Here is a 17,628-nt window from a genome sequence, read left to right as displayed (position 1 = left end):
AGTGCCGTGGCGGACCACCTTACGTGCGAGCGGCCATCAGGTCGTGCGTCAGGACGGTGAGCTTGCCAATAAGAGATGCCATATCGCTCGGCTCGCATGACCACTGGGTTCCGATAGCCGATCCATTTGCAGACACGGACACGACGGCGAGCGACCGCAGCTTGCCTTCACGGGCCAGGCGCAAATGCTCCTGCAACAGGTCGATCATGGAAGCGGCACTTTCATCGACAGGTGCGACTGAGACTGGGTGGAGCTTGGTAACCGGCCCCCCTCGGGTTGTGTGCGTATCGCTCATATCGCGGCGCTATCCATCACTGTTTCTGGGTTCTTGCAACCTTTTGGACGATCGAGGATGCGCACGAGACGTGAACCGAGTGTCAACGCCAGGCCACTACAGCCGAAACATCGGCTGTGTCGCACTCAGGCAACACAGACACGACCCGGATGGCAGGCGCTTCCTGCCGCTCCGCACCTCGATGGGCTGTGAAGCGACGATCGCCTTCGGCCCCTCCCGCAGTCCTCCAAGCGTGCTTAGAGAGGCACAGTTGCCGCAGACGTTCCCGATGTTCTAGGCTCAGGACTCGTTAATTGAGGTAGAAGGCGACGGCCGCTGCGATGCAGATGGCCGAGAAGAAGGTGTGGGCGCAGCGGTCATAGCGGGTTGCAATCCGGCGCCAGTCCTTGAGCTTGGCGAACATGTTCTCAACCTTGTGCCGTTGCCGATACAGCGTCTTGTCATAGGCGATGGGCACCTTGCGGCTCCTGGTCGGCGGAATGCACGGCGTGATGTCCTTCTCGGCAAGAGCTTCCCGGAACCAGTTGCTGTCGTAGCCCCGATCGGCAATCAGGGTTGCGCCTGTCGGCAGCGCCTCCAAGACGAGCCGGGCGCCTTTGTGGTCGCTCATCTGCCCTTCCGACAGCAGTAGGATGATCGGCTTGCCGGCGCCATCGCAGACGGCATGGAGCTTGGAGTTCAGGCCACCTTTCGTGCGCCCGATACGACGGGGAACATCCCCTTTTTGAGCAGGCTCGCCGCGGTCCGGTGCGCCTTCAGGTGCGTGGCATCGATCATGATCCGTTCGGGCTTGGGACCTTCACCCGCCAGCGCGGCGAAGATCCGGTCGAACACGCCCAGCCGGCTCCAGCGCATGAACCTGTTGTAGAGCGTCTTGTGCGGCCCGTACGCCTTGGGTGCATCCTTCCATTGCAGGCCGTTGCGGATGACGTACACGATCCCACTGACCACCCGCCGATCATCCACCCGCGGCACGCCATGGGCCAGCGGGAAGGACGGCGAGATCCGCGCCATCTGGCGCTCACTCAGCAGAAACAGATCATCCATTCAGACCTCCTCGACAGGAGACTCTGAATCACACCTCAGACCAAATTAATAGGTCCTGAGCCTAGAAAGGGAGATACCGACGTGGCCGCAAGAGTAGACGCGGACTGGCTACTATCTGGTCAAACCGCGTGTAGCTCGTTTCCGCTGAAAGAGGGCCGGTTCGATATCTGTCCGATGACACCGACAAGCTGGTGCGGATGGTATGGGGTACGAAGACAAGGCGCCCCAGTGACCTTCTCCCGGTCAGGAAGCTTGCTTGGAGCGCCGCAGGTGTAGACGATTTTGATGGTCGGATCGGCCGTACGGGCGGCTTTCGCGAGCGCTAAGCCATCAGAGGTTTTCTCAAGCCCTACATTGACCACCAGAACGCTAATGCGCCGGTTTGTGTGCAGGAGGTCTAGGGCTTCATCAATGCTGCCGGCCACCAAGACATCGTATCCATAACCTTGAAGACCACCCCTAGTCAGAATGCCAGTCAATCGATCACCGGGAACCAGAAGAACAAGCGGTTGTCTAGCCATCGCTGAAGCTCCCAAAAGAGCATGATCAGCGCGTATGGTTAACAGCTCGTTAACCCTGGGAACCCTGCTCGGAAGTTCAGAGCCGCGCAGGGTTTTAGACCGGGGCGGATACGCAACACGACCCCAGATGACGAATGCCTCTGCTGGGTTAACGGGGTGTAACCAGCAGCACCTCGACAGGCGAGCGCAGCCGAAACTGGGTGGACTGCCGATACTCCTGAGTAGCGGCACCCGAACAGAGACGGCAGGCCTGGTACGACTACTGGCCACCAAACGGGCCCAGAGAGGCACAGCCATCATGACAGACGCTATCGATGTTTTGGATTTGGAGATACTGACGTGCCGTCAGCTAGAACTTGTCTAGCTCCGCCTGCTCTTCCGCTGCTGCTTGTGGCGAACTCCGCACCTCACCTTCAGCGGCCGTACTAAGCCGCTGATACACGCCCAAGCCGACAACCATTGCAACTCCGCCAAACAGCAGGAGAGTGGGGTAGAGCATCATGGACATATCTGCCCCCTTACTCGTTTGGAAGACAGCGACCAGAGCCTCCAGGAAGACGGCGATGCTGATGGTAGAAACGAACTTGGTTATGCTGCGCCGTGCTTGGCCGGCATTCCGCATCTGAGTGGGGTCAATGACCTCTTCTTCAAGGATGTATTTGGCGACCTCAAAGACAGCAATGGCAATGACCATGTATCCCACAGAGTCAAGAAGCGCTCGGCCGATATCCTGTTCCGGCGCGCTGAAGGCGGAGACCTGTTGCAAGCCGGCATAGACGATGAGTCCGCCCGCGACCACCATCAGTGCCATGCTGACGGCGCAAAACACCGCTCGCGTGAGGAGTTGATACATCCACATACAGTGCTCCTGGGGCCTCATACCCAAGTGACGAAGTTCTGATCCGTAGGATCGGCGGCGTACCTCGTCACCAGCTCGCCTCTGAAGTCAGAACTTCCATGAATGGGTATCAAGCGCTAATTAAGCCTCAACAACCCAGACGATGCCACGATGACCGACGGGGTCTGCAGGTGATGTTCTACGCAGCCGAATACCTGTTGTCAGATGATGAGGTCTAGCCGGATCTCGTGGCTGCAGCAGACAGGCCGTGGGGCTGATCGGGCGGCTGAGGCCGTGGCGGCCACAAGCTAGGAGTGTCTTAACCGCGACACAGTCCTCGCTTATGCATGTCGGCAATCACAGGGGAAGGAGAGGCCAGGCAGCGGGAGATACCCCAATGCCGCGCGTGGTCTATTTCGCCTCGATCGTTACCCTAGCCTGTCTGTCAGCCGCGCTGGTGACGAGTACGGCCCTGCACGCCCTCTCGATCTCGCCCGACAATAGGATTGTCACGATATACCTGACATCGACAGCCTTCGGCCTGTTTGTTGTCGGCTTGATGGAGGGAGCCAGACGGCACCTGCCTTGATGAAGAGGCGGGGACTAGTTCGCAAGGCTGCCCGACCTTTTTATGTGAAGCGATCACACATCAGTGGCATGGATGCTCCAGAGGCGATCTTGAACATCCTTTTCGATAGCCTTCAGCAATTCCTGCCCTTTGCCGTTTAAAGCCTTCTGTTTTCCACGCTCGCGAGGCCTGATCTCGAGTTCTTCGTTTCCCTCATGCTCGATCAGAGCATTCCAAAGGATATCGCTGAACTCCGTAAACTTGGATTTCAAAGGATCTGGGATGAAGATCCCATTCTGCATCAGATAGACGTTGAAATCTCGAAATGCTTCACGCGCCCTTGCGGCATGATGCCAATAGATTGCCTTTCGATAATATTCATGTTTGTCGTATGACTCATGAAGCTCTGCCTTCTGCCATCCGGCAAGTGGTGAATTCGCAAGAAACTCCTCTAGATGGGCATCCGACATCCGCTTGATGTCAGGATACTGTTGGAACGCGGAGGTAAACGACTGAATGGCTGCATTGGCATAATTTAATTTGGCCCATGTCTCTGGAATGACGTCGAACTCGCGCTGATGCAGCTTTGTTGTCCGATCCATTAGCGTGTTGATCTTAAGCTTCAACCGCTCAAGTTCTTGCTGTTGGACGTGCTTATAAGCAGCTAGACGCTCCTCGAATTTCGCATTGATCCACTTCTCACCGAGGAAGCGGAAGAACAGGAATGCGACAGCAGCTGCGCCGCCGCCTACTGCAACTACGGTCCCGAGAGCAGCCATAGTGCTGGACCACATGGCCCAGAGAGTGTCGAGAGTGGTGGGCATTACTGATGCGCCTTTTTCAGCCGAACGCCTGGCCCTTCGCCATTCTCGGCAATGAAGATCACGCCGGCCGCCTGGAATGCCATCTCGAGGGCTTCGAGTGTGCCGGCCTTGGCTGATCGGAGTGGCCCTTCCAATCGCTCCAGCCGCTTGATGGATTCGACACTCACTCCTGATTGCTCGGCGGCGGTGGACTGATCCCAGCGGAGGAGAGCCCTGGCGGCTCTGAGCTGTTCGGCAGTAAGCAAGTTGGGTCCCCTAAAAATGGCGCGACTGAGGCTTGACTACCTCTGGCGCGTTACGTATTAACCTTTAGGTGTAACGGATGCCCCAGTCGGGCGCAACTTAGCCTTAATTGATCCACAGGAGCAGCGCGCCAGAGCTTTTTGAGCTCTCGACCCTTGCAGAAAGCACAAACTGCTTTATGCTTTCTATCAGGGAAGGTGCTTATGGCTGAGTCGTACACGATTGGCGAGATCGCCGCTGCTCATGACGAGAATGTCCGAACTGTTCGGTTTTGGGTCGACTCGGGCGTGATCAGACCCATCGAAGGCACCGGTCACGGAGGGAAGGGTTCGTCTCGGCGCTTTGATGAGGCCGAGATGCGCTTCGCCGGCCTTGCTAAGCGCCTCGCAGCTATGAACTCGCCTGTTGGCGAGATAGGTACAGTTATCGAAGCCATCCGATCGATGGAGCCTTGGAGCCTGTTCGCCGATCTTCAGGAGCAGGCAGGCCGAATGCAACAGGAGGCGTCTGAAGCTCTCGCCGGAGGGCCAAGGCCAACCCGTTTCGTAGCTCTCAACAAGCTTTTGGCCCTCCTGAGCAGAGCTGCACTTTGTAGTGCCAAAACAGAGATAGAGTTAATCATCAGCTACTATCAAGAAGCAGGTGAGGTTAAATCTCGGATCATCTTTCTGCCGAAAACGCCAGACCTGCGTGTGGATGGCATTGCCCGCGTAGCACTACATGGTTTTATCGGTTTCAAGGCTCTCACGCTAAACCCTGATAGGGATATCTGGGTCAGCTTCAAGCCGGATGCTGAAACAATAGAGATTATGAATACTGGCTATTCGATTGTCCTCCGCATGACGGCCAACATGATCGGCGCTTACAAGGACACCGCTAAGAAAAAGGCGGAGGCTTAAATGGCCCGCCGCAGGCCGCCGGTTACACAGGCTGAAATGTCCCGGGTCCTTAAGGCGGCCCAGAGTTCCGGCCAGAAGGTCGATCGGTTTGAGGTAGATCCCGTCACAGGCAAAATGACGGTGGTGTTTGAGAATGGATCTCAGACAGCGCCCCTGAGCCCATTCGATGCGTGGAAGGCTAAGAGCGATGCGCGTTCGGCTTAAGGGGATCAATCCGAAGCGGAAGAGGCTCGCAGACGGCACGTTCCGCACCTACTACTACGCCTGGAAAGGTGGCCCGCGGCTACAAGGCGAGCCCGGTACTCCTGAGTTCATCGCCTCTTACCATGCGGCCGTAAACACCAGGAAGGCGCCGCCTCAGGGTGTCATGCTTTCGATCCTGCAGGGCTTCCAGGCGAGTGACGATTTCTTCTCCAAGTCAGAGCGATACCGCGCCGACATGGTGCAGCACATCAGGAAGATTGAAGCCAAGTTCGGAGACTTCCCGCTAGGTGCGCTTGCCGATCGGCGATCACGTGGGGAATTCATGGCCTGGCGCGACCAGCTCGCGCTGCGGTCTCGCCGACAGGCCGACTACACTTGGACCGTTCTGGCGCGGATCCTCTCATGGGCGCTCAATCGCGGTCTGATCGCCGCAAACCCATGCGAGCGGGGAGGGCGCCTGTATCGGGGATCCCGAGCCGACAAGGTGTGGACGGATCAGGATGAGGCAGCATTCCTGCGGTCCGCCCCGGCTCACCTCCACTTGCCACTCCTGCTTGCTCTTTGGACCGGGCAGCGCCAGGGCGACCTCTTACGGCTGCCGTGGTCAGCGTACGACGGGACGCACATTCGGCTGAAGCAGGGGAAGACTGGCGCTCGGGTGGCAATCCCCGTAGGCGCTCCCCTGAAGGCTGCTCTCGATGGGATGCAGCGCCGAAGCACAGTGATGCTGGTGAACTCGGACGGAATGCCTTGGACAGGACACGGCTTCCGCTCGTCTTGGCGCAAGGCCTGCGCCGCGGCAGGCGTCTCTGGTGTCACTTTTCACGATTTGCGCGGGACGGCTGTCACCCGCCTGGCGATTGCGGGCTGCACTGAGGCCCAGATTGCGGCGATCACCGGCCACTCGCTCAAAGACGTCGGGGCGATCCTCGACGCTCACTACCTGAAACGCGATCCGGCCTTGGCCGAGGAAGCCATCAGGAAGCTCGAAACCAGAACACAAATTCCCGACCGGACACCCGACCGGGCCTGAGTGTTCTAACTGTGGAGAGGGAAAAACCTAGTAATTTCAAGTGGCTGGGGGACCTGGATTCGAACCAAGACTAGCGGAGTCAGAGTCCGCTGTTCTACCATTAAACTATCCCCCAACGTAAGCTCTTGAACCGTTTGCCTTTTCCGGAGAATGTCTCGATCCGGGCTTGGGCCGACGAACTTGCGTGAGTGGCGGTCAGATAGGATGCTTTTTGAGGAGCGTCAACCCCATTCTGAGGGAATGGCCGCTAAAGATCCTTATCGTCGTAATCGTCGAGCATTCGGCCTTCGGACGACGCGTCCATGTGAGAGTCCGCTCTTAAGCGAGCCTCATCCTCGGCATGCTCCGCATCGGCGGCGATGCGCTCATAGCGGTCGAGCGCCCCCTGCAGGATATAGGCAGCAGCCATCTTGTCGACTGCGTTGGCCCTTTTGGCCCGGGAGGCGTCTGCCTCGAGGAGGGTGCGGGTCACCACCATCGTGGAAAGGCGCTCGTCCCAGAACAGGATCGGGAGCGGGAGGATGGGCTTGAGGTTGCGCACGAAGGCGCGGGTGGCCTGCGAGCGGGGGCCCTCCGTTCCATCCATGTTGAGAGGCAGGCCGAAAACGAGGCCCCCGATTTCGTAGCGCTCGGTCAGCGCCTTGATGCGCTCGGCATCCGGTGTGAATTTCACCCGCTTGATCGTCTCAAGGGGCGTTGCGATCCGGCGCTCCACATCGGACAGGGCAACGCCGATGGTCTTCGTGCCGAGATCGATGCCCATGAGGCGGGCACGGGCGGGAAGGCCGTCGATCAGGCCAATCAGTTCATCGTCCTTGGCGTTCACGGGCTGCCTCCTCAGTGGCGCACCATATCCGGGAAGCCCTGCCGGGTCGAGTTAGGCAAGGTTCATCCGGGGTGACGAACCGGCGGGCGTCGGGCTAGACCCACGCGCTGCGAGCGCTTCTCCGGAAGCTTTGAACAGATGACAAGATTGCGCATCGAAGGTCACGGACACTCTCTCGCCAATCCGATGCCTTGCATTGCCGGGCGCCCGTGCGGTGAGGCGAGGGCCGTGCTCGGTGTCGACATAGAGGAGATGGTTTTCGCCAAGTTCCTCGACCAGCGCCACGCGGCCGGAGATCGGGCCTGCCGGGCCCACGGTAACGTGGTCAGGCCGAATGCCTACGGTAATCGGTTCGCTAGGCCGAAGATCGTCCGGCATCAACGGGAGCGATAGGGCGCTGCCGCCCGCTATGCGGACCTGAACATTGCCCGGCCCCGTCTGCGTCACCTCCGCAGGAATGAAGTTCATCTGCGGCGATCCGATGAAGCCGGCGACAAAGAGGTTGGCGGGGCGATGATAGAGCTCCAGCGGCGTACCCACCTGCTCGATGCGGCCCGCATTGAGGACGACGATGCGGTCCGCTAGGGTCATGGCCTCGACCTGATCGTGCGTTACGTAGATCATCGTGGCCTTCATGTCGGAGTGAAGCTTGGTGATTTCGATCCGGGTCTGGACCCGCAGCGCCGCGTCGAGATTGGACAGGGGCTCATCAAAGAGAAACACCTTTGGGTCCCGCACGATGGCGCGGCCGATGGCGACGCGCTGGCGCTGTCCGCCCGAAAGCTGCTTCGGCTTTCGGTCCAGAAGAGTGTCAATCTGAAGAAGGCGCGCCGCCTGCCGCACGCGCTGATCGATCTCCGATTTGGTCGCCTTCGCCAGTTCGAGGCCAAAGGCCATGTTGTCGTAAACGCTCATGTGCGGGTAGAGCGCGTAGGACTGGAACACCATGGCGATGCGGCGCTTGGCGGGAGGCAGGTCGTTGACGCGCTCCGCATCGATGAAAAGATCCCCGGCGGTAGCATCCTCGAGTCCCGCGATGAGCCGCAGGAGCGTGGACTTCCCGCAGCCGGACGGGCCCACGAACACCACGAACTCGCCGTCCCTGACCGTCAGGTCGACCCCATGGATGACCTTCACTGAACCGAATGATTTTTCGACGCCCTTGAGAACCACCTCCGCCATCGCAGCCTCCCTTAGCCCTTCACCGCGCCGGCCGTAATCCCGGCTACGATCCTGCGCTGGAAGACGAGCACCAGGGCGATGATCGGCAGCGTCACGATGACGGAGGCGGCCATGATGGCGCCCCAGGGCAGTTCATACGCCGTGCTGCCCGTCATCAGGGCGATGGCAGGCGGCACGGTGCGTTGTTCGTTGGTCAGCGTGAAGGTGAGAGCGAACAGGAACTCGTTCCATGAAACGATGAAGGCGAGAAGTCCCGTGGTGACGGCAGCCGGCGCCATGAGGGGCAGGAAGACGCGGCGCACGACGATCCAGGGCGTTGCGCCGTCTACGAATGCGGCTTCTTCGATTTCCTTGGGCAACTCGCGCATGAAGGTTGTGAGCACCCAGATCGTGAAGGGCATGGTCAGCATGAGATTGGCAAGGATCAGACCTGGAATCGTGTTGTAGAGGCCAAAGCTGCGGATCAGCTCGAACATGCCGGACAGCACCGCCACTTGCGGAAACATGGACACCCCAAGAATGGTGAAAAGCAGCAGCGAGCGGCCCCTGAAGGAGATCCGGCCGAAGGCATAGGCTGCTGTGATCCCGAGCGCCAGCGACAGCGCGACGACGGAGCCCGCCACCGCGATCGAGTTCAGGATGTTGCGCCCGAAGGGCTGGCGCTGGAACACGGCGAGATAGTTCACAAGGTCGAACCGCTCCGGCAGATAGGCGACGGAAAAGAGTTCCGTGCCCGACCGGAACGACGAGATAACCGCGTAGTAGAACGGGAAGAGCGAAAACATCGCGATCATGAGAACGAGAAGCCAGAATCCGATGCGGGCGAGGATCTTCATCGTGCATCCTCGCCGAAGCGCAGGCGGCCGACCGTCATGGTGACAACGACCAGAAGCGCGATGATGAGGAAGATCAGGGTCGAGGCCGCCGATCCGAGGCCGACCTCCTGGAAATCGACGAGTTGCTGGCGGGCATAAACCGACATCGACATGGTGTCGCGGGAATTGGCCGTGAGAACGTAGATCAGATCGAAGACCCGCAGGGCATCGAGCGCGCGAAAGATGACCGCAACGAGGAGAGCTGGCCTGATCAGCGGCAGCGTCACCCGAAAGAAGACCCGAATGGGATGGATTCCATCGACCCGCGCGGCCTCGTAGATGTCCTGAGGCAGCATCTGGAGGGCTGCCAGGATGAGAAGCGCAATGAAGGGCGTCGTCTTCCAAACGTCCACCATGACCACCGTCCACAGGGCCGTGTCGGGACTGGCCGTCCAGGTGATCGGTGCCGAAATCAGGCCGATGCGCAAGAGCATGTCGTTGATCACCCCGAACTGGTCATGAAGCATCCAGTTCCACATCTTGGCGGAGACCACCGTGGGAATTGCCCAGGGTATCAGGATGATGGCGCGCATGATCCCGCGGCCGGGGAACGCCGCGTTGAGGATGAGAGCGACCAACATGCCCAGCACCGTCTCGATGGATACGGACACGAGAGCGAACCACACGGTGTTCCAGACCGAGCGCCACCAGTCTGGATCGGTCAAAAGGCCGAGCCATTCGCCATCGTAGTTCGCGAGGTAGTTCTCGAAGCCGATGAACTCGTATTCGCGGAGATTGTTGAGGTTCGCATCCGTGAAGCTGAACCAGATCGTGCGAGCGAGCGGCCAGCCCGCGACCAGGCCCAAAACGATCAGTGGCGGCGCAATGAAGAGCCACGCGGCTCTGACACGGGAGCGAGAAAGCGAAGAGCGACGCCGGCGCGCGGATGCCGGCGTAATGCGGCCTGCGACGGCGTCGCTCATGGTCACCAGCCGCTGCGCTTGATCCGCTTCAGGTCACGGTCGAGCCGTGAGAGCGCCTGTGCGGGCTCGGCCCGCTTCGACAGAACCTGGTGGACCGTATTGAAGAACTCGGTCGAAACCTTGTTGTAGTTGTCGCCCGTCACGGTGGCCGGGCGTGCAACCGCGTTCGTGAAGACGTCCACGAGATCGCCGATGAAGGGGTTTGCTCTCGCGATGTCGTTGTCCCCGTAGAGGGACACGATGGTCGGGTTGAAGGAGCCCTGGATGCCCCGTCGCTTCTGCTCCTCCGGGCCCGTCAGGTACATGACGAGGTCGGCCGCCGTATCCGTGTTCTTTGAGTATTTCGAAACGGCCAGCAGCTGGCCGCCGAGGGTTCCGGCGTGGCGTCCATCCTGACCGCCCTTGGGCAGGGGCGCGATGCCGACCTTGTCCTTGATCGTGCTGTCGGCCCCTTGGGCTAGCGCCCAGGCATAGGGCCAGTTGCGCATGAAAAGCGCGTTCCCGGCCTGAAAGACGCCACGCGATTCCTCTTCCGTGTAGTTGAGGACGCCCTCCGGGGTGATCGTCCCGACCCAGCCGGCCGCAGCCTTGAGGGCTTCGGCGGCTTTCGGGTTGTCGATGGTGATTTCGCCCTTCTCGTCCACGATCGCGCCCCCGTTGTAGGAGCTCACCCATTCGACCGCGTTGGTCGTGAGGCCCTCATAGGCCCGACCCTGCCAGACGAAGCCCCAGAAGTCGCCTCGGCCTTCCTTCCGCTCCCCCTCTTGGACCAGCCGCGCCGTCTCGGTGAGATCGGACCAGGTCTGCGGCACAGGGCGCTTGTACTTATCCAGCAGATCCTGGCGGTAATAGAGGAGGCCTGCATCCGCGAACCAGGGCATCGCCATAAGCTTGCCGCCGACGCGGCTCGTCTCGACCATGGTCGGCAGATGATCGTCGATCGCGCCTTGCACCTTGGCGGTGAGGTCCTGCAAGTGGCTGCCGAGGAGGCCGGTCCAGACGACGTCGATCTGGAACACGTCCACATCGCTCGCGCCCGCCGCGAGGAGCTGCTGGTAGAGAGCCAGCCGCTCGGTGGCTGAGTTCGGCGTCGAGACGATCTTGACCGTGTTGCCGGTTTTCTTCGCCCAGGCGTCGACGCCCTGCTTGCAGATTTCGTATTCCTTGCCGAGAGAACTGCAGGAAATGGAAATCTCGACGGCCCAGGCGCCTGTGGACCAGACCAGACCTCCGGCGGCCAAAAGGCCAGCGAGGAAACGAGGCATGGCTTTCCTCCTGCGGATTTATTGCTTAGCTTTCTTAAAGCCTTATGCTGATTTTAGTTCCTTGTCCGACGTGGTCGGACGCCGATCCCGCCCCATCTTGAAGACGCTCAACGAGGGTTTGCCATGAAGATCACTTGGCTCGGCCATTCCGCTTTCAGGCTCGATTTCGCCGATAAGGTTGTGCTCATCGACCCGTTCTTCACCGGAAATCCGGCATTCGAGGGCGAGCGGGACAAGGTGTCCGAGGGCGTGACCCACATCCTCATCACGCACGGCCATGGGGATCATGTGGGCGATACGGTGGATCTCGCGAAGGCAACCGGCGCGAAGGTCGTGACGAACTTCGAGCTATGCATGCATCTGGCCTCCCAGGGGGTGGAGAATTTCGACCCCATGAACACCGGCGGCACCACCGACCAAGGCGGGTTCACCGTGACTCTCGTTCGGGCCGACCACTCCGCCGGCCTCGTAGAAATGGGAGTGAACTATCCGCTCGGGAGCGCCAACGGCGTCATCGTCAAGGCTCCCGGAGAGCCCACCGTCTATCACATGGGCGATACGGATATCTTCGGCGACATGGGGCTGATCGCGGAAATCCACCAGCCGGACGTCGTCATCACGCCGATCGGCGACCGGTTCACTATGGGACCGGAGGTCGCCGCGCTCGCGATCGAGCGCTTTTTCCCCAACGCGAGGGCGACCATTCCCTGTCATTACGCGTCGTTCCCGCCTCTCGTGCCCAACGCCGACCGGTTTGTCGCGGCCCTGGACGGGAAGGGGATACAGGTGGTGGTGCCCCATAAGACGGTCGGCCTGCGGATCTGAGGCTGCCGGGGAGCCGAAAGCACGGAACGCCCGCCTGACGCACATCCGACGTTGCGGCCCGGCGTGGGCGGGTGTTATAGCCCGTCCCAACTACATCAAAGGGTTTGGCCATTCATGTCGGTCGATCAGAAAACGGTTCGGCGCATCGCGCACCTGGCACGCATTGCCGTGACGGACGAGGACGTGCCTCACCTCCAGGGCGAGCTCAACGCTATCCTGTCCTTCGTCGAGCAACTCAACGAGGTGAACGTGGAGGGCGTGGAGCCCATGACCTCCGTCACCCCCATGACCATGAAGAAGCGCCAGGACGGCGTGACCGACGGCGAGTATCCCGAGAAGGTGCTGCGCAACGCGCCCGTAACCGAGGACAACTTCTTCGTGGTGCCGAAGGTGGTCGAGTAAGGCCTGACATCCCGGCTGCAAGCCGCTTTGCGGAAGCCGGAATCGCCATCGCCCGTTTCAATTTCCAGACGTTCCCGGCTCGCGGCTGCGCCGCATTCGGGATGACCAGGATAATCCCGTGACCGAACTGACCCATCTGACCATCGCCGAGGCCCGTGACGGCCTGAAGGCCAAGAACTTCTCCGCAACGGAACTCACCAAGGCCCATATCGACGCCATCGAGAAGGCGAGAGCCCTTAACGCCTATGTGCTCGAGACGCCCGAGAAGGCGCTCGCCATGGCCAAGGCCTCGGACGAGCGGATCGCAAAAGGACAGGCGGGCTCCCTGGAGGGCATTCCCCTTGGGATCAAGGATCTGTTCTGCACCAAGGACGTGGTTTCGACCGCCGGTTCGAAGATCCTGGGGAATTTCAACCCGGCTTATGAATCGACCGTCACCCAGAACCTGTGGAACGATGGCGCGGTCATGCTCGGCAAGCTCAACATGGACGAGTTCGCCATGGGCTCGTCCAACGAGACCAGCGCCTTCGGGCCGGTGGTTTCGCCCTGGCGACGCGAGGGATCTAACGTTAGCACGGGCCCTTCCGGCGCGATCGAAGGCACGCATCTGGTCCCCGGCGGCTCCTCCGGCGGTTCGGCGGCTGCCGTTGCGGCGCACCTCTGCCTGGGCGCGACCGCGACCGATACGGGCGGCTCGATCCGCCAGCCCGCCGCCTTCACGGGCACGGTCGGTATCAAGCCGACCTATGGTCGCTGCTCGCGTTGGGGTACGGTGGCCTTCGCGTCGTCCCTCGACCAGGCCGGCCCCATCACCCGCACGGTGCGCGATTCCGCCATCATGCTGCGCTCCATGTCAGGCCCGGACCCCAAGGACACCACCTGCGTCGACCTGCCCGTTCCGGATTTCGAGGCGGCGGTCTCGCGGGGCGTCAAGGGCCTGAAGATCGGCATTCCGAAGGAATACCGCGTCGACGGCATGTCGTCTGAGATCGAGGCGCTCTGGCACCAGGGCGCGGAATGGCTCCGCGAGGCGGGCGCCGAGATCGTCGAAGTGTCGCTGCCGCACACGAAATATGCCCTCCCGGCCTATTACATCGTGGCACCCGCCGAGGCCTCCTCGAACCTCGCCCGCTATGACGGCGTCCGTTACGGCCTGCGCGAGAACGGCCGGGACATCGTGGACCTCTACGAGAAGAGCCGCGCCGCCGGTTTCGGCCGCGAGGTCAAGCGCCGCATCATGATCGGCACCTACGTGTTGTCGGCGGGCTACTACGACGCCTATTACGTCCGCGCCCAGAAGATCCGCACCCTCATCAAGCAGGACTTCGAGAAGGTCTATGCCGAAGGTGTCCACGCGATCCTGACGCCTGCGACCCCGTCCGCCGCCTTCGGCATCGGCGAGAAGGGCTCGGGCGATCCGGTCGAGATGTACCTCAACGACATCTTCACCGTGACGGTGAACATGGCGGGCCTTCCGGGCATCGCCGTTCCGGCGGGGCTCGATGCTCAGGGGCTGCCCCTCGGCCTCCAGCTCATCGGCCGCGCCTTCGACGAGGAGACTCTCTTCGCCACCGGTCAGGTCATCGAAGACGCGGCGGGCCACCTCGCGCTGCCGCAGCCCTGGTGGGCCTGAAGACGTGACGCCTCCGTCCGTTCCTCTCGCGGTTTGGCTCCTCGCGGCGTTCGATCCGGTTCTCATCGCGGTTGCGGTTTGGCTCGGTTGGAAGGCGGATCAGCTCGGCAAGGTGTTCATCGCGGCCATCGCGGCGCTTGGAGCTTCGGTTCTGGTGTCCTGGGCGATCACGGGAATCGGGCTGCCGTGGATCGCACCCGTCAGCGCACAGGCGCCGACCCTGTTCCCCGTTCGCGTCATCGCTGCCCTTCTTTGGGCGGGCGGAGCCTATGCCGCCCGCCGCATGGCGAAGCGCTAGGTTTCGGCAATGCCGGCCGCAGGGCCGGAGGGGATGGCAGTTGGGCTTGCCGATGATGCAAGCGCCGTGGCGATCTCCTGCAGGGTGGCCTTCTCCTTGTCGCTCACCGCAACGCCGCCAAACCCAAGGAAGCCGCCTTCCGTGCCCGCTTCCGCGGCCTTCTGGGCAACCTGTTGAAGCCAGGATTTGAAAGCCGCCGCGTCCTCAGGTGCTTTCGCGTCTAGAATGCCCGAGACAGCGCGCAGCTCATCCATGGCCTTCTGCTTCACGTCGGCGAATTGGCTGCCCTTGAACTTGCCCGAGAACGAATCCCGGACCGCGTCCCGTGTCGTTGGGTCGCCGATATCGTCGGCGACTGCTTTGACTAGGGGATTAGCCTGCGCGCTCTGCTTGGCTTCCAGCAACGCCCATCCGCCGGCCATGGATTCCTTCAGAAGGCTCCACAAACCGCTTGGCTCGGCGGCCGTGATCGCCATGCTGACCACCATGGGACTTGCGGCGACGCGGGCCCATTCCTCGGGGGTGAAGCTTGCCTTGCCGGCCATCTCGACGCTCCTCTTGTTCCGTTGCGAACTTGCCTGAGCGTAATGGCCAAGCCTCAGCTTGGTTCCTCGATGCCGAAGGCTTCCCGCAAACCCTGGCGTCCCGTGGCCGTCACCGCCAGGGCGCGACTGTCCTTGATGCGCTCCACCCAACCCAGATCGAACATGCGGGTGCACAGGGCCGCCCCCAGTCGTCCGGCGAGGTGAGGGCGGCGCTCGCTCCAATCCAGGCATGTCCGACAGACGGCGCGGCTGTTCCCACGTTCGGGCGTGAGATCGATGCCAAGCGAGCAGACGAAGCGATGGCCCTCATCGGTCAGCGCGCCGGCGCTCTCGGACAGGACGATGTATCCGTTCGCGGTCAAAGAATCCGCAATGGCGATCCCGAGCCGCCCCGCCAGATGATCGTAACAGGTGCGGGCGTTGCGAAGAGCCTCGTCCTTCGGGCCAGCCGGCCGATGCCGCTTCGGCCCGAAGGAGGCGACCGCCATCAGCGTCTCGATCGCCTGGGCCACTTCCGGACTCGCTAACCGGTAATACCGGTGGCGGCCCTGTCGCGTCACGGCGACCAGGTTGGCTTCGCTGAGTTTCGCCAGATGCCCGCTCGCGGTCTGGGGGCTGACGCCGCTGTGCCAGGCAAGCTCGCTTGCCGTGAGCGCCCGCCCGTCCATCAGGGCGGACAGCATGTTGGCGCGCGCCACATCGCCGATCAGCGCGGCGATTTCCGCAAGTGTAATGCCTGAGATCATGGGTGCCATGGGCGCATCATAGGCCGGTCCAGCCGACCGGTCAGCCGGAAACACTTCGGCCGTCGCCGAAGCGTTCCTGGACGACGGATACGGCCAGCCGTGTCAGGTTCCGGCGATCGAAACAGACCAAACAGGACACCTGCCATGGGGACAAAGCCCTCGGACCACCCAAACCATCCCGTCGAGCTCGCACTGCTCGCGATTTTGGCGACCCTCTGGGGCGCGTCCTACACGTTCATCAAGCTCGGAATCGAGACGATCCCGCCGGTGACGCTGATCGCGGGCCGCACCATTCTGGCCGGAGCCGTGCTGCTGCTCATCCTGCGCCTCCGGGGAATCCGGATGCCCCGCGACGCGGGCACATGGCGACGGTTTACCGTTCAGGCCTGCCTCAACAGCGCCATTCCGTTCACGTTGATCGCCTGGGCCGAGACCTCCGTCTACGCCGGATTGGCCGTCATCCTCAATTCGATGACGCCAGTGTTCACGTTCCTGATCACCATCATGTGGTCGCGGCACGAGGCCACGAGCGCTCACAAGATGGCAGGAGTCCTCATCGGGCTCGCCGGCACATGCGCGATCGTCGGCTCACAGGCCTTCAGCCATGTGGGACAGGAGCTGGTCGCGCAGCTTGCCGTGGTGCTGGCAACCATCTGCTATGCAGGCGCGGCTATTTTCGGCAAGAACTTCAAGGGCCTCGATCCCATGGTGCCGGCCGCTGGGTCGGTAATCGCCGGAGCAGCGCTTCTGATTCCCGTCAGTCTCGTGGTCGACCGGCCTTGGCTGCTGGAGCCTTCGACCAGCTCGCTGCTGGGCCTCGCAGGTCTCGCACTCTTCTCGACGGCGGTAGCTTTCGTGATCTATTTCCGCCTCATCCGCACGCTCGGGTCCGTCGGCGCGACGGCGCAGGCCTATCTGCGCGCGCCGATCGGCGTCGCAATCGGGGCCTACTTTCTCGGTGAAAGGCTCACCGCCACAGCTTGGATCGGCTTGGTTTGCATCCTTGTCGGCGTGGCCCTCATGACGATCCCGCCGAGGCGCTCCAAGCCCGCCCTGGGAGCCGCCTGACCGGCCAAAGAAAATGGGTCTGACCCTAGGGTCAGACCCATACGCAGGTACTTCTACGCGGTACGCGAACTTACGGCTTCGGCGCAGCCGGCGAAGCAGGAGCCGGGGTGGTCGGCGTCGAAGGGGCAGTGGTCGAACCAGCGCCCGAGCCGGCGGAACCAGCACCCGTCGACGACTCCGTCTGCGTACCGGTGCTTCCGGTGGTGCTCACGTCGTTGTTGTCGCCATCATAGAACAGGAAGGCGAGCAGACCGAGGGCGATAACAAGGCCGCCGATCAGATAAGCAAGCGTGTTGGAACCACGTCCGTCTCGGTCAACAACGTTGGTAGTCGTTTCGCGATTGTAGACGTTGGGTTCGCGATCGATGGGATCCATAGCCATTTCAAACTCCTTGACCGTTTTACCACCCGGACAACGCTCGATGCAGGATAGGGTTTCATAGGAGCTTGGCCATTTCTTGTAATTATCTGTGCACTAATGATAAATGATCTTAACCAAGCGTTAGGAAACCTGAACACCCGTTCAGGTCCAAAGGGGGTTGACCCGGGTGGCCTGTGGCTCTTACTC

Annotated in this window: 22 protein-coding genes and 1 tRNA gene; 8 read left to right on the top strand and 15 right to left on the bottom strand. The window is 61.5% G+C overall.

The features are described from left to right. Positions 1-19 precede the first annotated feature (19 nt). The 4 genes from DRB19_RS12225 to DRB19_RS12210 all read right to left on the bottom strand — a co-directional run bounded on the left by DRB19_RS12225 (position 20) and on the right by DRB19_RS12210 (position 2,716). A complete protein-coding gene (locus tag DRB19_RS12225; protein WP_114186311.1) occupies positions 20-295 on the bottom strand; it encodes a hypothetical protein in 276 nt (91 codons plus the stop codon). Between the two features lie 289 nt (positions 296-584). Next, positions 585-1,342 (bottom strand): IS5 family transposase gene (locus tag DRB19_RS12220; protein WP_114186310.1). Its coding sequence is split into 2 segments (ribosomal slippage): positions 585-1,009 and positions 1,009-1,342, totalling 759 coding nucleotides; the frame shifts between segments, so codons are not numbered across the junction. 119 nt (positions 1,343-1,461) lie between these two features. Then, positions 1,462-1,863: a response regulator gene (locus tag DRB19_RS12215; RefSeq protein ID WP_162815672.1), complete on the bottom strand. Its 402-nt coding sequence runs from the start codon at positions 1,861-1,863 to the stop codon at positions 1,462-1,464. A 349-nt stretch (positions 1,864-2,212) separates the two neighbouring features. Continuing rightward, entirely contained in the window at positions 2,213-2,716 is a 504-nt protein-coding gene (locus DRB19_RS12210; protein ID WP_162815671.1) for a GNAT family acetyltransferase, read from the bottom strand. A 382-nt stretch (positions 2,717-3,098) separates the two neighbouring features. Between DRB19_RS12210 and DRB19_RS12205 the strand changes: the two genes are divergently transcribed. After that, positions 3,099-3,290: a hypothetical protein gene (locus tag DRB19_RS12205; RefSeq protein ID WP_114186307.1), complete on the top strand. Its 192-nt coding sequence runs from the start codon at positions 3,099-3,101 to the stop codon at positions 3,288-3,290. 53 nt (positions 3,291-3,343) lie between these two features. Here DRB19_RS12205 and DRB19_RS12200 read toward each other — a convergent pair whose 3' ends face one another. Together DRB19_RS12200 and DRB19_RS12195 are read right to left on the bottom strand one after the other, a co-directional pair. Beyond that, a complete protein-coding gene (locus tag DRB19_RS12200) occupies positions 3,344-4,093 on the bottom strand; it encodes a hypothetical protein (RefSeq protein ID WP_114186306.1) in 750 nt (249 codons plus the stop codon). Further along, positions 4,093-4,338: a helix-turn-helix domain-containing protein gene (locus DRB19_RS12195; protein ID WP_114186305.1), complete on the bottom strand. Its 246-nt coding sequence runs from the start codon at positions 4,336-4,338 to the stop codon at positions 4,093-4,095. The genes DRB19_RS12200 and DRB19_RS12195 overlap by 1 nt, the downstream gene beginning before the upstream one ends. Before the next feature lie 201 nt (positions 4,339-4,539). Between DRB19_RS12195 and DRB19_RS12190 the strand changes: the two genes are divergently transcribed. Together DRB19_RS12190 and DRB19_RS12180 are read left to right on the top strand one after the other, a co-directional pair. Further along, entirely contained in the window at positions 4,540-5,235 is a 696-nt protein-coding gene (locus DRB19_RS12190) for a MerR family transcriptional regulator (protein ID WP_114186304.1), read from the top strand. A gap of 187 nt (positions 5,236-5,422) precedes the next feature. Beyond that, a complete protein-coding gene (locus tag DRB19_RS12180) occupies positions 5,423-6,472 on the top strand; it encodes a tyrosine-type recombinase/integrase (protein ID WP_114186302.1) in 1,050 nt (349 codons plus the stop codon). Positions 6,473-6,513: 41 nt separating this feature from the next. On the opposite strand, the gene DRB19_RS12175 is transcribed toward DRB19_RS12180, so the two are convergent. From DRB19_RS12175 to DRB19_RS12150, 6 genes are all read right to left on the bottom strand, one after another. Next, positions 6,514-6,587 (bottom strand) — tRNA-Gln (locus DRB19_RS12175). A gap of 132 nt (positions 6,588-6,719) precedes the next feature. Next, complete coding sequence (gene ruvX / locus DRB19_RS12170; RefSeq protein WP_245439448.1) at positions 6,720-7,235, bottom strand: Holliday junction resolvase RuvX; 516 nt, start codon at positions 7,233-7,235, stop codon at positions 6,720-6,722. Between the two features lie 114 nt (positions 7,236-7,349). Continuing rightward, positions 7,350-8,480, bottom strand: coding sequence for an ABC transporter ATP-binding protein (locus DRB19_RS12165; RefSeq protein ID WP_114186300.1), 1,131 nt, complete (start codon positions 8,478-8,480; stop codon positions 7,350-7,352). 11 nt (positions 8,481-8,491) lie between these two features. Continuing rightward, on the bottom strand, positions 8,492-9,316 hold the full coding sequence (locus DRB19_RS12160) for a carbohydrate ABC transporter permease (RefSeq protein WP_114186299.1): 825 nt from the start codon (positions 9,314-9,316) through the stop codon (positions 8,492-8,494). Further along, a complete protein-coding gene (locus tag DRB19_RS12155; RefSeq protein ID WP_114186298.1) occupies positions 9,313-10,278 on the bottom strand; it encodes a carbohydrate ABC transporter permease in 966 nt (321 codons plus the stop codon). Before DRB19_RS12155 ends, DRB19_RS12160 begins: the two co-directional genes overlap by 4 nt. A gap of 2 nt (positions 10,279-10,280) precedes the next feature. Next, on the bottom strand, positions 10,281-11,543 hold the full coding sequence (locus DRB19_RS12150; RefSeq protein WP_114186297.1) for an ABC transporter substrate-binding protein: 1,263 nt from the start codon (positions 11,541-11,543) through the stop codon (positions 10,281-10,283). A gap of 123 nt (positions 11,544-11,666) precedes the next feature. Between DRB19_RS12150 and DRB19_RS12145 the strand changes: the two genes are divergently transcribed. The 4 genes from DRB19_RS12145 to DRB19_RS12130 all read left to right on the top strand — a co-directional run bounded on the left by DRB19_RS12145 (position 11,667) and on the right by DRB19_RS12130 (position 14,701). Next, the gene (locus DRB19_RS12145) at positions 11,667-12,368 is read left to right on the top strand and encodes a metal-dependent hydrolase (RefSeq protein ID WP_114186296.1); all 702 of its coding nucleotides are present in this window, start codon (positions 11,667-11,669) and stop codon (positions 12,366-12,368) included. Positions 12,369-12,482: 114 nt separating this feature from the next. After that, the gene (gene gatC / locus DRB19_RS12140; RefSeq protein WP_114186295.1) at positions 12,483-12,770 is read left to right on the top strand and encodes an Asp-tRNA(Asn)/Glu-tRNA(Gln) amidotransferase subunit GatC; all 288 of its coding nucleotides are present in this window, start codon (positions 12,483-12,485) and stop codon (positions 12,768-12,770) included. 118 nt (positions 12,771-12,888) lie between these two features. Then, positions 12,889-14,403: an Asp-tRNA(Asn)/Glu-tRNA(Gln) amidotransferase subunit GatA gene (gene gatA, locus DRB19_RS12135; protein WP_114186294.1), complete on the top strand. Its 1,515-nt coding sequence runs from the start codon at positions 12,889-12,891 to the stop codon at positions 14,401-14,403. Positions 14,404-14,467: 64 nt separating this feature from the next. Beyond that, entirely contained in the window at positions 14,468-14,701 is a 234-nt protein-coding gene (locus DRB19_RS12130) for a hypothetical protein (protein ID WP_373867365.1), read from the top strand. Here the strand turns inward: DRB19_RS12130 and DRB19_RS12125 are convergent. Continuing rightward, positions 14,698-15,246: a hypothetical protein gene (locus tag DRB19_RS12125; protein ID WP_114186292.1), complete on the bottom strand. Its 549-nt coding sequence runs from the start codon at positions 15,244-15,246 to the stop codon at positions 14,698-14,700. The two genes, DRB19_RS12130 and DRB19_RS12125, sit on opposite strands and share 4 nt — an antisense overlap. Before the next feature lie 53 nt (positions 15,247-15,299). Then, positions 15,300-16,001, bottom strand: a complete 702-nt coding sequence (locus DRB19_RS12120) for an ArsR/SmtB family transcription factor (protein ID WP_373867364.1) — start codon at positions 15,999-16,001, stop codon at positions 15,300-15,302. A 135-nt stretch (positions 16,002-16,136) separates the two neighbouring features. Here DRB19_RS12120 and DRB19_RS12115 point away from each other — a divergent pair, with 135 nt between their 5' ends. After that, positions 16,137-17,060, top strand: a complete 924-nt coding sequence (locus DRB19_RS12115) for a DMT family transporter (protein ID WP_114186291.1) — start codon at positions 16,137-16,139, stop codon at positions 17,058-17,060. Between the two features lie 70 nt (positions 17,061-17,130). Here DRB19_RS12115 and DRB19_RS12110 read toward each other — a convergent pair whose 3' ends face one another. Continuing rightward, positions 17,131-17,442, bottom strand: coding sequence for a hypothetical protein (locus tag DRB19_RS12110; protein ID WP_147021741.1), 312 nt, complete (start codon positions 17,440-17,442; stop codon positions 17,131-17,133). Between the last annotated feature and the right edge of the window lie 186 nt (positions 17,443-17,628).

This window comes from Microvirga aerophila (assembly GCF_003332305.1).
Classification (GTDB): Bacteria; Pseudomonadota; Alphaproteobacteria; order Rhizobiales; family Beijerinckiaceae; genus Microvirga; species Microvirga aerophila.
The sequence above is the reverse complement of the archived record's forward strand: the minus strand, read 5'-3'. Positions and strand labels throughout refer to the sequence as shown.

What these genes read in the sequence shown, in the direction of transcription:
- DRB19_RS12225 (WP_114186311.1), bottom strand. Translation starts at nt 295, where the DNA reads ATGAGCGATACGCACACAACCCGAGGGGGGCCGGTTACCAAGCTCCAC.
- DRB19_RS12215 (WP_162815672.1), bottom strand. Translation starts at nt 1,863, where the DNA reads ATGGCTAGACAACCGCTTGTTCTTCTGGTTCCCGGTGATCGATTGACT.
- DRB19_RS12210 (WP_162815671.1), bottom strand. Translation starts at nt 2,716, where the DNA reads ATGTATCAACTCCTCACGCGAGCGGTGTTTTGCGCCGTCAGCATGGCA.
- DRB19_RS12205 (WP_114186307.1), top strand. Translation starts at nt 3,099, where the DNA reads ATGCCGCGCGTGGTCTATTTCGCCTCGATCGTTACCCTAGCCTGTCTG.
- DRB19_RS12200 (WP_114186306.1), bottom strand. Translation starts at nt 4,093, where the DNA reads ATGCCCACCACTCTCGACACTCTCTGGGCCATGTGGTCCAGCACTATG.
- DRB19_RS12190 (WP_114186304.1), top strand. Translation starts at nt 4,540, where the DNA reads ATGGCTGAGTCGTACACGATTGGCGAGATCGCCGCTGCTCATGACGAG.
- DRB19_RS12180 (WP_114186302.1), top strand. Translation starts at nt 5,423, where the DNA reads ATGCGCGTTCGGCTTAAGGGGATCAATCCGAAGCGGAAGAGGCTCGCA.
- ruvX (WP_245439448.1), bottom strand. Translation starts at nt 7,235, where the DNA reads ATGGGCATCGATCTCGGCACGAAGACCATCGGCGTTGCCCTGTCCGAT.
- DRB19_RS12165 (WP_114186300.1), bottom strand. Translation starts at nt 8,480, where the DNA reads ATGGCGGAGGTGGTTCTCAAGGGCGTCGAAAAATCATTCGGTTCAGTG.
- DRB19_RS12160 (WP_114186299.1), bottom strand. Translation starts at nt 9,316, where the DNA reads ATGAAGATCCTCGCCCGCATCGGATTCTGGCTTCTCGTTCTCATGATC.
- DRB19_RS12155 (WP_114186298.1), bottom strand. Translation starts at nt 10,278, where the DNA reads ATGAGCGACGCCGTCGCAGGCCGCATTACGCCGGCATCCGCGCGCCGG.
- DRB19_RS12150 (WP_114186297.1), bottom strand. Translation starts at nt 11,543, where the DNA reads ATGCCTCGTTTCCTCGCTGGCCTTTTGGCCGCCGGAGGTCTGGTCTGG.
- DRB19_RS12145 (WP_114186296.1), top strand. Translation starts at nt 11,667, where the DNA reads ATGAAGATCACTTGGCTCGGCCATTCCGCTTTCAGGCTCGATTTCGCC.
- gatC (WP_114186295.1), top strand. Translation starts at nt 12,483, where the DNA reads ATGTCGGTCGATCAGAAAACGGTTCGGCGCATCGCGCACCTGGCACGC.
- DRB19_RS12125 (WP_114186292.1), bottom strand. Translation starts at nt 15,246, where the DNA reads ATGGCCGGCAAGGCAAGCTTCACCCCCGAGGAATGGGCCCGCGTCGCC.
- DRB19_RS12120 (WP_373867364.1), bottom strand. Translation starts at nt 16,001, where the DNA reads ATGGCACCCATGATCTCAGGCATTACACTTGCGGAAATCGCCGCGCTG.
- DRB19_RS12115 (WP_114186291.1), top strand. Translation starts at nt 16,137, where the DNA reads ATGGGGACAAAGCCCTCGGACCACCCAAACCATCCCGTCGAGCTCGCA.
- DRB19_RS12110 (WP_147021741.1), bottom strand. Translation starts at nt 17,442, where the DNA reads ATGGCTATGGATCCCATCGATCGCGAACCCAACGTCTACAATCGCGAA.